This window comes from Pseudomonas sp. GW821-FHT01D09, from assembly GCF_059422465.1.
On sequence record NZ_JBWKWY010000003.1, the window covers coordinates 157,961 to 171,969 of the forward strand.

Below are 14,009 nucleotides of genomic sequence, written 5' to 3' on the forward strand. Positions count from 1 at the left end.
GCCGTGCCTGCCAGTGGGTTAGGATCGCCCCCAAAATCTGACTCGACCGCCTCTGGTTTGCGCTGAACCCGCAACGCCCGGTACGCGGCTGCTTAATGAAAAAGGGGATTTTCATGATCAAGGGTAACTGGCCGGTACTGTTGCTGGGCATCGCCGCGCTGCTTCACATCCAGCTGGCGCATGCAGGTGCCATCGATGAAGCTGTGCGGCGCGGGGTCTTGAAAGTGGGGACCGACCCCAACTACGTGCCCTTTGAAATGACCGACAAACAGGGGCGTGTCATCGGCTTTGAAGCCGACCTGCTCGAAGAAATGAGCAATGCCCTGGGGGTGACCCTGGAATGGGTCCCGGTGGCCTATACCGAGCTGATCCCGGGCCTGTTGGCCGGCCGCTTCGACATGATCGGCAGTGGCATGACCGTGACCCAGGAGCGCAACCTCAAGCTCAATTTCAGCGATTCATTCATCATTGTCGGCCAGACCGTCCTGCTGCACCCGCGCCTGGCCGGCAAGGTCGGCAGCATTGAAGACTTGAACGAAGCCGGCTATCGGATAGCCGCTGCACACGGCACCACGGGCGAAGCGGCGGCGCGGCGCTTCCTGGGAGCTGCACAGCTGTATAGCTTTGCCACGGCCGAGGAAGGGGTGCGCCGGGTGGTCAGTGGCGAGGTGGATGCCTTTATTCATGACGCGCCCTATAACCTGATTGCCCTGGCCAAGCCGCAAAACCGCGAGCTGCTGGCCCTGGAGCAACCCTTCACCTATGAACCCCTGGCGTTTGGCGTGCCGAAGGGCGATTACGACAGCCTGAACTGGATCAATCACTTCCTTAGTCAGGTTGCCCAGGATGGCACCTACGATCGGCTGCATGACAAGTGGTTCCGGGATACCGACTGGCTATCAGAGATCGAATGATGGTCACACCTGCTTACATAACTCACTGGGCAGGCGCTTGCGCGGCGAACCGTCTAATCGTGCTTTTCTCTGGGTTTTTGTGGGGTTTTTCTGTCATATCCACCAACAAATCCCGGCTGGACCTTTGTGCCGGTGGGCGAGTGGGTTAGCATCGCTCCCCGAAGAAACAGTGCAGCCCTGCGAAGGTCTGCATCAAAATAAAATGAGTCAGGGGACTTGGTGATGAAAAAGTATCTATCGATGCTGATGCTCGGCGTGACGGCCCTGTTGGCAGTCAATACGGCCCAGGCCGGGGCGATTGACGAAGCGGTCAAGCGCGGCACCTTGAAAGTCGGCATGGATCCGACCTACATGCCGTTCGAGATGACCAACAAGCGCGGCGAAATCATTGGTTTTGAAGTCGACCTGCTCAAGGCGCTGGCCAAGTCCATGGGGGTCAAGCTGGAGCTGATCTCCACCGGTTACGACGGCATCATCCCGGCCTTCCTCACCGGCAAGTTCGACATGATCGGCAGCGGCATGACCCTGACCCAGGAGCGCAACCTGCGCCTGAACTTCAGCGAACCCTTCATCGTGGTGGGCCAGACCCTGCTGATCCGCAAGGAACTGGAAGGCACCATCAAGTCCTACAAAGACCTGAATGACGAGAAGTACCGCCTGACCTCCAAGCTCGGCACCACTGGCGAGATGGTGGCCAAGAAGCTGATCTCCAAGGCCAAGTACCACGGCTACGACAACGAGCAGGAAGGTGTGCTCGACGTGGTCAACGGCAAGGCCGACGCCTTTGTCTACGACGCGCCGTACAACGTGGTGGCCGAGAAAAAAGTCGGCAATGGCAAGCTGGTGTACCTCGAAGAACCCTTCACCTACGAGCCTCTGGCATTCGGTCTGAAGAAGGGCGACTACGACAGCATCAACTTCATCAACAACTTCTTGCACCAGATTCGCAACGACGGCACCTACGATCGCATCCATGACAAGTGGTTCAAGAGCTCCGAGTGGCTCAAGGACATGGAATAAGCTAGAAACCGCGTCGCGCCCATCGCGGGCAAGCCCGCTCCCACATTTGGAATGCATTCCAGTGTGGGAGCGGGCTTGCCCGCGATGGCGGCCTGACAGCCGATACACATCCCGGAACCCGCAATGAAACAGAAAAAAGCCCAATGGCCCTGGCACCTGCTGACCGTGCTGGTGCTGGTCGGCATGGCCGGCGCGTTGTACTACGCCACCTCGCTGATGTCCTACGAATGGCGCTGGAACCGCGTGCCGCAATACTTCGCCTACCAGGCTGAGGAATCCAAGCGAGCGGCGGATATTTCCACGGTGGTCGAATTGGTGCGCCAGGGCGATGTGGCGCAAGTCACCCTGCGTAACGATGCCGGTGTCGAGCAGCACCTGAGCGTTGCCGACAACAGCCTGCAAGTGGCCCGTGGCGACGATGTGGCCGAGGGCGATGTGATCGGGGTGACCCGGCACTGGGCGCTGGGCCCGTTGATGTGGGGGTTGTGGACCACCCTGTGGCTGTCGCTGGTCTCGGGGGTATTGGGCCTGTTTATCGGCCTGGCGACCGGCCTGTGTCGTTTGTCGAATAACCCGACCTTGCGCGATCTATCGACGATCTACGTCGAACTGGTGCGCGGCACGCCGTTATTGGTACAGATCTTCATTTTCTACTTCTTTATCGGCACGGTACTGAACCTGTCGCGGGAGTTTGCCGGCATCGCCGCGCTGTCGCTGTTTACCGGTGCTTATGTGGCAGAAATTGTCCGCGCTGGCGTGCAGTCGATTGCCCGTGGCCAGGGCGAAGCGGCCCGTTCCCTGGGCCTGAGCGCCAGCCAGTCGATGCGCCACGTGGTACTGCCGCAGGCGTTCAAGCGCGTGCTGCCGCCGTTGGCCGGGCAATTTATCAGCCTGGTCAAGGACACCTCGCTGGTCTCGGTGATCGCCATTACCGAACTGCTCAAGAGCGGTCGCGAGGTCATCACCACCTCGTTCTCGCCGTTTGAAATCCTGTTCTGTGTTGCAGGCCTGTACCTGCTGATCAACCTGCCGCTGTCGAAAATGGCCAGCCGGCTTGAGCGGAGGCTCGCCCAAAGTGATTGAAGTGCGCGATCTGGTAAAAGTCTTCGACACCCGTGGGCATGTGGTACGCGCGGTGGATCACGTCACCACCCAGGTGGCCAAGGGCGAAGTGCTGGTGGTAATCGGCCCGTCCGGTTCCGGCAAATCGACATTCCTGCGCTGCCTCAATGGCCTGGAAGCGTTCGATTCGGGCTCGGTGAGCATCGACGGCCTGCAACTGGCCGACCCCAAGACCGATGTGAACGCCTATCGCCGGGAAGTCGGCATGGTGTTCCAGCACTTCAACCTGTTCCCGCACATGACCGTGCTGGAAAACCTGTGCCTGGCGCAGAAGGTCGTGCGCAAGCGCGGCAAGAAGGAGCGCGAGGCCAAGGCCCTGGCCTTGCTGGAAAAGGTCGGCATTGCACAGAAAGCCAACGAGTTCCCCTCGCGGCTTTCCGGCGGCCAGCAACAGCGCGTGGCGATTGCCCGGGCCTTGGCCATGGAGCCCAAGGTCATGCTGTTTGACGAGCCCACCTCGGCGCTGGACCCGGAAATGGTCGGTGAAGTGCTGGACGTGATGAAGACCCTGGCCCTGGAAGGCATGACCATGGTCTGTGTGACCCACGAAATGGGCTTTGCCCGGGAAGTGGCGGACCGCGTGTTGTTCTTCGATCACGGCAAGCTGCTGGAAGACGCTGCGCCCGCGCAGTTCTTCGATGCGCCGAAGGACCCACGGGCACAGGCGTTCCTGCGCCAGGTTCTGTAAGGCACGGGGGCAGGTTCATACCTTGAACTTGCCCACGTACTTCTGAAGATTGCTCCCCAGTCGTGCCAATTCAATGCTGGCCGCTGCCGTCTGTTCGCTGGCGGCGGCGGTTTGTTCCGACACATCCCTGACTTTCAACACGCTGCGATTGATTTCCTCGGCCACCGCGCTTTGCTCTTCGGCGGCAGCGGCGATCTGTGGGTTCATTTCCTGGATGACCAGCACGGTGCGTGCGATTTCCGTCAACGCGTCGCCAGCGTTGCGGGTCAGGCCCACGCTGCGATCAGTCAGGGTGCGGCTGTTGTCCATGACGTCGGCGACCTGTTGCGTGCCGTGATGCAAACCGCCAATCAACTCTTCGATTTCCTCGGCGGACTGCTGGGTGCGCTGGGCCAGGCTGCGCACTTCGTCGGCCACCACTGCAAACCCTTGGCCGGCCTCCCCGGCGCGTGCGGCTTCGATTGCCGCATTGAGCGCCAGCAGGTTGGTCTGCTGGGACACCGACTTGATCACCTCCAGCACGCTGCCGATCTTCTGGCTTTCCCGTTGCAGGGCCAGCATCGCCTGGCTTGAGCGCGCCATCTCGTGGGCCAGGTGTTCAATGTGCGCCACCGCGTCCGTCACCACCTGGTCGCCCAGTTCGGTCTGTTGATTGGCCTGGTTGGCGGCAATCGAGGCCTGTTCGGCATGCCGGGCGACTTCCTGGGCGGTGGCGAGCATCTGGTTCATGGCGGTTGCCACCTGCTCGGTTTCGTCGCGCTGATTGTTGACGCCCGCCCGGGTTTGCTCGGTGACGGCCGACAGTTCCTCGGCGGCGCTGGCGATCTGCCGGGCATTGTCGCTGATGCTGCCAATCAGCCCCCGCAGGTTGAGGGTCATTTGCGCCATGCTGCATTGCAACTGGCCCAGTTCATCCTTGCGACGGGTCTGTATATCGTGGCTCAGGTCGCCCTCGGCAATGCGATTGGCCACGGCCAGGGCCCTGCGCAGTGGCTTGACGATCTGCCCAGCGATGATCCAGGCGGCCAGGGCGCCGAAGAGCAAGGCGGCTCCGGTAATGGCCAGGGTCTGGGTGCGAGCCTGTTCGGCTTCCCGGTCGCGGCGCTGGGTCTGGTCCTGGCTGAGCAAGTCACTTTGTGCCAGCAGTTGGTCCAACAGTTGCTCCAGCTGGTTTTGCGCGGCCTCGGTCGTCAGCTGGGTGTCCCGCAGGCGTGTCAGGTGAGTGCGGATGCTGAGTACGGCATTTTTCAAGGCGCTGCTGTCCACGGGCAGCTTCTCCACGGCCGCCTGGGCCAGTTCGAGGCTGCGCTCGGCGTCGCTGACGGCCTGGGCATAGGCATCCAGGCTACTGGCCGCCCAGGCCGGGCTTAGGGCGCGGTCTTCGGCCTGTTCGATCGCCAGGCGCAGCCCTTCGACGGTATCGAGGGCTTTTTCGTCTTCCTGGTCCGGCAGGTCGCTGGCCACTTGTGCCAGGACGTCGCTGGTGCGCACCGAGCTTTGTTTCAACTGCTCACGGGCGGTTTCCCGTTGTTTGACCAGTGCAGGCACATCCTTGAGCGTGGTTTTGAAACGCTCGGAAAAGCCCGTCATGTTGCGCAAGTACTCCTGGGACTTTGGCACTTTGAGGCGGTTTGAAAGCTCGGCCAGATACCCATCGGTCTTCTTGATGGACAGGCTCAGTTTGTTGAGGCTGGCCTCATCGTCCAGGGTGCGATAAACGATGCGGTCGGCCCGTAGTTCTTCGCCGGTAACCGCCAGTTGCGCGAGAACGGTCAGGGTTTGTGAGCGGTAGAGGGAGGCGGCGAGGGCCTGCCAGCCGGTCAGGGCAATCACAAGGCTCAGGGCCAGCACCAAGGCAAAACCCAGGACCAGTTTGAGGGTGACGCTGGCGTTACCCAGCAGTTGAGTCATTCGACGAAGCATGGCCAACCTCCGGCAAGTGAACAAAGGTGTTCGACGTGTCGGGGCGCCGAAGGGCGCGGGCACATTGAACCCTCTTGAACGCTAGTTCCCTTGGGCGCGGGGCGTGGCGATGGAGGCCTGAAAAACGTGTAGGAAATTTCACAAGCTGCAAGCGGCGACCCGGACGGATCGCCGCGAAGGGCAGGCCTCAGACCCGGAAGCGGCCCACCAAGGCCTGCAGATGGGTGCCCAGGCGCGCCAGTTCGGTACTGGAAGCGGCGGTTTCTTCGCTGGCCGCTGCGGTCTGCTCGGACACATCGCGCACATTCAGCACGCTGCGGTTGATCTCTTCGGCCACGGCGCTCTGTTGTTCGGCGGCGGTGGCGATCTGTTGGTTCATGGCCTGGATGGCCGAGACCGTGCGGGTGATGTTTTCCAGGGCATTGCCGGCCCGTCGGGTCAGCTCGACGCTGCTGTCGGTAAGGCTGCGGCTGTTGTCCATGATGGTCGCCACCTGCTGGGTGCCACTTTGCAGGCCGACGATCAGCTCTTCGATTTCCTCGGTGGATTTTTGCGTGCGTTGCGCCAGGCTGCGCACCTCATCGGCCACCACCGCGAAGCCACGGCCGGCTTCTCCGGCGCGTGCCGCTTCAATGGCCGCGTTAAGGGCCAGCAGGTTGGTTTGCTGGGCCACAGACTTGATCACGTCCAGCACACTGCCGATCTTGTCGCTTTCGCGCTTGAGATGGCCCATGGCCTCGGTGGAGTTGCCGACTTCGCCCGCCAGGCGCTCGATCTGGGCGATGGCTTCGCCAACCACCCGGTCACCTTCGCGGGCCTGTTGGTCGGCGGCGACGGCGGCTTCCGAGGCTTCTTCGGCATTGCGCGCCACTTCCTGCACGGTGGCCGCCATTTCGTTCATCGCGGTGGCGACCTGATCAGTCTCGACCTTCTGGTTGTTGACCCCGGCGCTGGTCTGCTCGGTAACCGCCGACAATTGTTCGGCGGCACTGGCGATTTGCGTTACGCCGTCGCTGATCCCGCCAATCAGGTCGCGCAGGCCCATGGTCATGCTTTGCATGGCGCGTTGCAGTTGACCCAGTTCGTCCTGGCGTTGCGAGACCAGGTTGTGGCTCAGGTCACCGGCGGCGACACGTTCGGCGACCTTGAGGGTCTGGCTCAAGGGGATCACGATCTGCCGGGTAATCGCCCAGGCGGCGAACAAGCCGAAAGCCAGGGCCAGAGCCGTCGCCAGCATCAGCAGTTGCTTGGCCTGTGTGGCATCGTTGTCGCGGACCACGGTTTGCGACGCGGTGAGTTTCTTGCTGCGGTCAAACAGCAGGTCGCCTTGCTCGGTCATGGCCTTGAGGGCTGCCGCACTGGCCACTTGGGAGTCGCGGAATTGACTGACGGCGGCGAGGTAGGCCTTGAGGGCGTCGTTGGCTTCCAGCAGGTTGGCGCCGTACTGTTCCGGTAGTTGACTGCGTAGGCTGTCGAGGTTTTTCAGGGCATTGCTGATGGCGTCCAGGGCCGGCTGCTCGGCCTCGGCTTTGGCACTGTAGGTGTAGCCGCGCACCTGGAAGCGTGCCTGCTGAATCAGCTTGCTCAGCTCGACCACGCTGTTGAACTGGGTGACGCTGTCGCCTTGCAGCAGGGTTTTTTCGATTTCCGAGACACGCACGACGGCACTGTCGGCGGTAGCGCCCAGTTTGCTGCGGGCATCTTCGCGGTGGGCACCGGCCTGGACCATGGCGCTGAAGGCCTGTCGATACTTGGCAACGGCGGCCAACTGCTCATCGATGATGGCGATATCGGCCGGTTGCTCGAGCTGGCTGCGCGCGGTTTTCAGGCCGCTGTCGAGTTTGTCCATCAGCTCGTTGACCAGCCCCGGGCCTTGTTCGCCACGGCGCATTTCATAGTCCAGGCGGGCCTGGCGCAGGTCTTTGGTCAATTCATTGAGGCTGGCAATAAAGCCCAGTTTGTCGCCACGGCTGATCACGCCACCCAGGCCCGTCCAGCCGGTGAAGGTGATCAGGAGCGTAAGGACCAAGACCAGGCCAAAGCCCACGCTCAGCTTGCGATTGACGCTTACATTCCCCAGTTTTTCAGCTAGCCAACGGTGCATGCGGTGAACTCCCCTGAACAAGGCTTGGACTTATCTTGAGGCTATCGGCATGCAAGCGCGATTCTGTAGCGGCATAAAGACTTGTGGGAGCTGTGGTGTTTGGAGGGTGGGGTTAGAAGAGGCGGGCGAGCAGGGCGGTCACGGCCGTTTCCACGCGCAGGATCCGCGCGCCCAGTTGCACCGGCTGCAACCCGGCCTTGGCCAGCAAATCCACCTCATAGGGGATCCAGCCACCTTCCGGGCCGATGGCCAGGGTCACCGGTTCATCCAGGCCGCGTGGGCACGGCGGGTAATCGCCGGGATGCCCGACCAGGCCCAGGGTGCCCTGGGCCAGGGCCGGCAGGCGGTCTTCGACAAAGGGCTTGAAGCGCTTTTCGATGATGATCTCGGGCAATACCGTATCCCGTGCTTGTTCCAGGCCGAGGATCAGTTGCTCGCGAACCGCTTCGGGCTCCAGGAAGGGGGTCTGCCAGAAGCTTTTCTCGACCCGATAGCTGTTGACCAGCACCACCCGTGGCACCCCCATGGACGCCACGGTCTGCAATACCCGGCGCAGCATTTTCGGGCGCGGCAGGGCCAGCAGTAACGTCAGCGGTAGTTTGGCCGGTGGCGGCTGGTCGAGGCTGATTTGCAGCTCGGCTTCGCCGGCTTCCAGGCGCAGCACCTGGGCATTGCCCATCAAGCCGCCAATGCGCCCCACACGCAGGCTGTCGCCAACCGCCACGCGATGCACCTCCTGCATATGCACCAGGCGCCGGTCACGCAAAACCACCCGGTCGGCCGCGATAAAGTCGGCCTCTTCCAGCAACAGCAGGTTCACGGTTGGGTCGCTGGCGGCTGGTCGTCATCGGCAGGTTGGTCGTCCGGGTGTTCGCCGCGCTTGCTCACCAGGCTGCCAAACAGGATGCCCACTTCAAACAGCATCCACATCGGCACGGCCAGCAAGGTCTGCGAGAAGATATCCGGCGGGGTGAGGATCATGCCGACCACAAAGCAGCCGATGATCACGTACGGGCGGATCTTGCGCAGGTACTTGACGTCGACCACGCCGATCCACACCAGCAACACCACCGCCACCGGGATCTCGAAGGCCACGCCAAAGGCGAAGAACAGCGTCATCACGAAGTCGAGGTAGCTGGTGATGTCGGTCATCATTTCCACGCCGGCCGGGGTGGCGGCGGCGAAGAACTTGAAGATCAACGGGAACACCAGGAAGTAGGCGAACGCCATGCCGGTGTAGAACAGCATGATGCTCGACACCAGCAGTGGCACCGCGATGCGTTTTTCATGCTTGTACAGGCCGGGGGCGATAAAGCCCCAGATCTGGTGCAGGATCACCGGGATCGCCAAAAACAGCGACACCATCATCGTCAGCTTGAGCGGCGTGAGGAACGGCGAGGACACGTCGGTGGCGATCATCGTCGCGCCCACCGGCAGGTACTCGCGCAGCGGCGTCGAGACGAAGGTGTAGATCTGCTGGGTAAAGGCAAACAGCCCGGCAAAGATCACGAAAATCGCCGCGACGCAGCGCAGCAGGCGGGTGCGCAACTCGGTGAGGTGCGAGACCAGCGGCATATGCTGGTCGTTTTCCGGTTTATCAGCGCTCATGGGGCTCGCGGCGGCAATGTAGGGTCGTGGGGCGCGGGCGACGCGGTGGGCGTCGGCGCGGGCTCTGCTGGGGACGCGGGCGTTGCGCAGGCAGTGGTTTGGACCACGGGTGCAATGCTCTGCTCGGCCACCGGCTCAACCGGTGTCGGCGCCTGTTGCTGGGGCGCGAGGATTTTGCGCGCCTCCTGCTCCAGGGACAGAATATGTTCGTTGTGCAGCTGACGACGAATCTCGTCGGCGCCGATTTCCCGTTCAACTTCCTGCTTGATGGCGTTGAAACTGCGTTTCAGGCGCCCGACCCACAGGCCAGCCGTGCGCGCCGCGCCAGGCAGGCGTTCAGGCCCCAGCACCAGCAGGGCGACGAGGCCGACGAGCAGCAGTTCAGAGAAGCTGATACCAAACATTAGTCAGTGCTCACGAGTCTTTGCGGGACGGCTCTTCGACTTTTTCGGCCTGCACGTCGAAGGTGCGGCGTTCAGTGATCGGCTGTGCGGCCTGCGGGTGCACAGGCTGCGCCGGCGGCACCGGGTTGGCGCCGGTGTCGGCTGGCTTTTCGTCGTCGTTCATGGCCTTGCGAAAGCCCTTGATGGATTCGCCGACGTCGGTGCCCAGGTTCTTCAGTTTTTTGGTACCGAACACCAGGACAACCACCACGAGAATAACCACCCAGTGTTTCCAGTCAAAAATGCCCATGCTGCAATTCCTTAAGTCAGAAAGTTATTCAGGCGGACGGGCGCGAGGCCTTTTCGGCATGCCCGGACAAGCCGAAGCGACGGTCCAGTTCATCCAGCACGGCCTGTGGGTGCTGCCCCAGTTGGGCGAGCATGACCAGGCTATGGAACCACAAGTCGGCAGTCTCATAGATTACATCGCTGTAATCGCCGCTGATTTGTGCATCCTTGGCCGCGATGATGGTCTCGACGGATTCCTCGCCGAGTTTTTCCAATATCTTGTTCAGGCCCTTGTGGTACAGGCTGGCGACATAGGAGCTGTCGGCGTCCGCACCTTTGCGGTCCTCCAGCACCTGGGCCACACGGTTGAGGGTATCGCTCATGTTCAATGTCCTGCCGAGTAAATGGCGTGCGGGTCTTTGAGCACCGGCTCGACGGTTTTCCATGCGCCGTTCTCGAACACCCGGTAGAAGCAGCTGTGGCGGCCGGTATGGCAGGCGATGTCGCCGATCTGCTCGACCATCAGCACGATCACGTCGGCGTCGCAGTCCAGGCGCATTTCATGCAGTTTTTGCACATGCCCGGACTCCTCGCCCTTGCGCCACAGTTTGCCACGGGAACGTGACCAGTAGATGGCACGCTGCTCGGCGGCAGTCAGGCCCAGGGCCTCGCGGTTCATCCAGGCCATCATCAGGATGCGTCCGGTCTTGTGGTCCTGGGCAATGGCCGGCACCAGGCCATCACTGTCCCATTTGATCTCGTCCAGCCAGTCTTTCATTTTTAACTCCAACAACCGTGCGCTAGCCGCTCCGGCGATGTGCAACAGTGTATAACCGCTCGGGCTATCGACGCACGACCAGATAAAGGCCCACGGCGACCATGATGCCCGCAGGCCAGTAACCCAGTGCGTTCAAGGGCCCACCGGCCGCGAGCACCGCGCCACCGCCCAGGTGCGCCGCGCCCAGCAGGCGCAGGAACCAGTCGTCCTTGCGTTGATGCCACGGCGGCGCCGGGTCCTTGGCGTGGGGCTGGGACATGCGCTCCAGCAGGTCGCGGGTCATGTTGGCCAGGTGCGGCAGTTGCTCGACCTGGCTGTGCAGGTTGCCCAGCAAGGTTTTCGGGCTGACGCGTTCGCGCATCCAGCGTTCGAGGAACGGTTGCGCGGTGTTCCACAGGTCCAGGTCCGGGTACAGCTGGCGGCCCAGGCCTTCGATATTGAGCAGGGTCTTTTGCAGCAGCACCAGTTGCGGTTGCACTTCCATATTGAAGCGCCGCGCGGTCTGGAACAGGCGCATCAGCACCTGGCCGAATGAAATATCTTTTAACGGTTTTTCAAAGATCGGCTCGCACACGGTGCGGATCGCCGCCTCGAATTCATTGAGCTTGGTTTCGGCCGGCACCCAGCCCGAGTCGATGTGCAACTGCGCCACGCGGCGGTAGTCACGCTTGAAGAAGGCGAACAGGTTACGCGCCAGGTAGTCCTGGTCCTCGGGCGTGAGGCTGCCGACGATGCCACAGTCGATCGCAATGTACTGCGGGCTCCACGGGTTCACCGTGCTGACGAAGATATTGCCGGGGTGCATGTCGGCGTGGAAGAAGCTGTCGCGGAACACCTGGGTGAAGAAAATCTCCACCCCGCGCTCGGCCAGCATCTTCATATCGGTGCGCTGGTCGGCCAGGGTCGCGAGGTCGGTGACCTGTACGCCGTAGATGCGCTCCATCACCAGCACTTTGGGCCGGCACCAGTCCCAATACACCTGCGGCACGTACAGCAGCGGCGAGCCCTCGAAGTTGCGCTTGAGCTGGCTGGCGTTGGCCGCTTCACGCAATAGGTCGAGTTCGTCGTAGATGGTTTTTTCGTAGTCGGCGACCACGTCCACCGGGTGCAGCAGGCGCGCATCGGCCGAGAAACGCTCGGCGGCACGGGCCAGGATGAACAGCCACGCCAGGTCCTGGCCGATGATCGGCTTGAGGCCGGGGCGGATCACCTTGACCACTACCTCTTCGCCGGTTTTCAGCTGCGCGGCGTGCACCTGGGCGACCGAGGCCGAGGCCAGGGGCTCGACGTCGAAACGGCTGAACACGTCGCTGATTTTCTTGCCCAGCTGTTCTTCGATCAGCTTCATCGACTGCTGGGAATCGAACGGTGGCACGCGGTCCTGCAACAGCATCAGCTCGTCGGCGATGTCTTCAGGCAGCAGGTCGCGGCGGGTCGACAGGATCTGCCCGAACTTGATGAAGATCGGCCCCAGGTCCTGCAAAGCCAGGCGCAGGCGCGCGCCACGGCTCAGGTCCAGGGTCTTGCGCGGGAACCAGCGCCACGGCAGCACATAGCGCACTGCCAGCAACAACCACGGCAGCGGCAGGGCGAACAGCAGGTCATCGAGGCGGTAGCGAATGACGACGCGTTGGATGCGGAACAGACGGCGGACGGCGAGCAGCTTCATGCGTTATCGCTTGGATCAAGGGAGCGGCTCAGGCGCTCGAAGCGCGCCTCAAGCCGTTCCAGGTCGAGTTTGGCCTGGTCGAGTTCACGAAAGCGCGCTTCGGCTTCCCGTTGTCCGACGAGGGTGCGCGATTCTTCGCTCAGGTATTCGGCGAGGTTCTGGTTGAGGCTGGCGAAACCCTGCTGGTACCAGCGCGAGCGGCTGCGCAGGTGCCCGCTGATCAACTGGGTGGCCACCGGGCCGAGCCAGCGCGACAGCTCGTATTCCCAGTCCAGCTCCAGGTCTTGCAGCACGGCGGCCAGGTCCATCAGCACCGCGCTGTCGCCTTCAAGGGTCACGTCCGGGCCGTGCAGGACCGCGGTCTTGTCGCGGCTCAGGGCCAGGCGCAGCAGGCTCGCCGCCGGCGCACGCAGGGTGCAGTCGGCGTCGGCGGCCCAGTGCGCGGCGAGCAACAGGCCTTCATCGCTGGGCAGGATAAACAGCTGCAAGGCCGGGCTGCTGCAATCGACGGCAATGATCTTGCCGTTCAGGTGCGCCAGCCGCGCCAGGGCGGTGCTGTCCAGGCGCAGGACACGGTTGAGGCCGTGTTCGACGCTGGCGAGAAGGCCGGTGAACAACATCAGGGCTTGATGCCGCGATGCAGGGCAACGATGCCCGAGGTCATGTTGTGGTAGGTCACGCGGTCGAAACCGGCCTCGACCATCATCGACTTCAGGGTTTCCTGGTTGGGGTGCATGCGGATCGATTCGGCCAGGTAGCGATAGCTCTCGGCGTCATTGGTGATCAGCTTGCCCATCAACGGCATGAAGGCGAACGAGTAAGTGTCGTAGACCTTGGACATCAGCGCGTTGGTCGGCTTGGAGAACTCCAGCACCAGCAGGCGCCCGCCCGGCTTGAGCACCCGCAGCATCGAGCGCAGGGCGTCTTCCTTGTGGGTCACGTTGCGCAGGCCGAAGGCGATGGTCACGCAGTCGAAATGGTTGTCGGGGAACGGCAGCTTTTCAGCGTCGGCCTGGACGAACTCGATATTGCCCGCCACGCCCTTGTCCAGCAGGCGGTCGCGACCGACCTTGAGCATCGAGCCGTTGATGTCGGCCAATACCACCTGGCCGGTGGGGCCAACCAGCTTGGAGAACTTGGCGGCCAGGTCGCCCGTGCCGCCGGCGATGTCCAGCACGCGGTTGCCGGCGCGCACGCCGGACAATTCGATGGTGAAACGTTTCCACAGGCGGTGCATGCCGCCCGACAGCACGTCGTTCATCAGGTCGTACTTGGCGGCCACGGAGTGGAACACCTCAGCGACTTTTTCCGCTTTCTGGCTTTCCGGGACGTTCTTGAAGCCGAAGTGAGTGGTGGGTTCGGCATCGCTGCCTTTGCGCTGATCAGTCATATCGCTGTCACCAAAAGAGAATGGGGGCATTCTAATCCCCAAGGCATGCTTTGTCTTGGCAAGGCTGAAGGTAAGATAGGTGGCCACCGAGACCTTTTGCCGCATGGCGGGTGAGCCGGGTG

Annotated in this window: 15 protein-coding genes and 1 pseudogene; 4 read left to right on the plus strand and 12 right to left on the minus strand. The window is 62.3% G+C overall.

Annotated elements, in window-relative coordinates:
* Window positions 1-113: 113 nt before the first annotated feature.
* The 4 genes from AC07W7_RS05120 (at window position 114) to AC07W7_RS05135 (ending at window position 3,744) form a co-directional block, all read left to right on the plus strand.
* The gene (locus tag AC07W7_RS05120; protein ID WP_099169227.1) at window positions 114-914 is read left to right on the plus strand and encodes a transporter substrate-binding domain-containing protein; all 801 of its coding nucleotides are present in this window, start codon (window positions 114-116) and stop codon (window positions 912-914) included.
* Window positions 915-1,136: 222 nt separating this feature from the next.
* Window positions 1,137-1,934: a transporter substrate-binding domain-containing protein gene (locus tag AC07W7_RS05125; RefSeq protein WP_169863918.1), complete on the plus strand. Its 798-nt coding sequence runs from the start codon at window positions 1,137-1,139 to the stop codon at window positions 1,932-1,934.
* A 123-nt stretch (window positions 1,935-2,057) separates the two neighbouring features.
* A complete protein-coding gene (locus tag AC07W7_RS05130; RefSeq protein WP_076961697.1) occupies window positions 2,058-3,017 on the plus strand; it encodes an amino acid ABC transporter permease in 960 nt (319 codons plus the stop codon).
* Entirely contained in the window at window positions 3,010-3,744 is a 735-nt protein-coding gene (locus tag AC07W7_RS05135) for an amino acid ABC transporter ATP-binding protein (RefSeq protein WP_038445359.1), read from the plus strand. Before AC07W7_RS05130 ends, AC07W7_RS05135 begins: the two co-directional genes overlap by 8 nt.
* A gap of 15 nt (window positions 3,745-3,759) precedes the next feature.
* Here the strand turns inward: AC07W7_RS05135 and AC07W7_RS05140 are convergent, their stop codons facing one another.
* From AC07W7_RS05140 to ubiE, 12 genes and pseudogenes are all read right to left on the minus strand, one after another.
* Window positions 3,760-5,667, minus strand: a complete 1,908-nt coding sequence (locus AC07W7_RS05140; RefSeq protein ID WP_495038864.1) for a methyl-accepting chemotaxis protein — start codon at window positions 5,665-5,667, stop codon at window positions 3,760-3,762.
* A gap of 187 nt (window positions 5,668-5,854) precedes the next feature.
* Entirely contained in the window at window positions 5,855-6,727 is an 873-nt protein-coding gene (locus AC07W7_RS05145) for a methyl-accepting chemotaxis protein (protein WP_415756548.1), read from the minus strand.
* Between the two features lie 30 nt (window positions 6,728-6,757).
* Window positions 6,758-7,771: pseudogene (locus tag AC07W7_RS05150) on the minus strand (methyl-accepting chemotaxis protein); the annotation flags it as partial.
* A gap of 112 nt (window positions 7,772-7,883) precedes the next feature.
* The gene (locus AC07W7_RS05155; protein ID WP_076961700.1) at window positions 7,884-8,591 is read right to left on the minus strand and encodes a 16S rRNA (uracil(1498)-N(3))-methyltransferase; all 708 of its coding nucleotides are present in this window, start codon (window positions 8,589-8,591) and stop codon (window positions 7,884-7,886) included.
* Complete coding sequence (gene tatC, locus AC07W7_RS05160; RefSeq protein ID WP_032862241.1) at window positions 8,588-9,379, minus strand: twin-arginine translocase subunit TatC; 792 nt, start codon at window positions 9,377-9,379, stop codon at window positions 8,588-8,590. Before tatC ends, AC07W7_RS05155 begins: the two co-directional genes overlap by 4 nt.
* Entirely contained in the window at window positions 9,376-9,783 is a 408-nt protein-coding gene (gene tatB / locus AC07W7_RS05165) for a Sec-independent protein translocase protein TatB (protein ID WP_495038865.1), read from the minus strand. The genes tatC and tatB overlap by 4 nt, the downstream gene beginning before the upstream one ends.
* Before the next feature lie 10 nt (window positions 9,784-9,793).
* Window positions 9,794-10,072, minus strand: coding sequence for a twin-arginine translocase TatA/TatE family subunit (locus AC07W7_RS05170; protein ID WP_099169224.1), 279 nt, complete (start codon window positions 10,070-10,072; stop codon window positions 9,794-9,796).
* 28 nt (window positions 10,073-10,100) lie between these two features.
* Entirely contained in the window at window positions 10,101-10,433 is a 333-nt protein-coding gene (locus AC07W7_RS05175; RefSeq protein WP_003187881.1) for a phosphoribosyl-ATP diphosphatase, read from the minus strand.
* Window positions 10,434-10,435: 2 nt separating this feature from the next.
* Window positions 10,436-10,828: a phosphoribosyl-AMP cyclohydrolase gene (hisI, locus tag AC07W7_RS05180; protein ID WP_099169223.1), complete on the minus strand. Its 393-nt coding sequence runs from the start codon at window positions 10,826-10,828 to the stop codon at window positions 10,436-10,438.
* A 64-nt stretch (window positions 10,829-10,892) separates the two neighbouring features.
* The gene (gene ubiB, locus AC07W7_RS05185; RefSeq protein WP_076961704.1) at window positions 10,893-12,497 is read right to left on the minus strand and encodes a ubiquinone biosynthesis regulatory protein kinase UbiB; all 1,605 of its coding nucleotides are present in this window, start codon (window positions 12,495-12,497) and stop codon (window positions 10,893-10,895) included.
* On the minus strand, window positions 12,494-13,117 hold the full coding sequence (locus AC07W7_RS05190; RefSeq protein WP_076961705.1) for a ubiquinone biosynthesis accessory factor UbiJ: 624 nt from the start codon (window positions 13,115-13,117) through the stop codon (window positions 12,494-12,496). Before AC07W7_RS05190 ends, ubiB begins: the two co-directional genes overlap by 4 nt.
* Entirely contained in the window at window positions 13,117-13,887 is a 771-nt protein-coding gene (ubiE, locus tag AC07W7_RS05195) for a bifunctional demethylmenaquinone methyltransferase/2-methoxy-6-polyprenyl-1,4-benzoquinol methylase UbiE (protein ID WP_076961787.1), read from the minus strand. Before ubiE ends, AC07W7_RS05190 begins: the two co-directional genes overlap by 1 nt.
* Window positions 13,888-14,009: the final 122 nt, after the last annotated feature.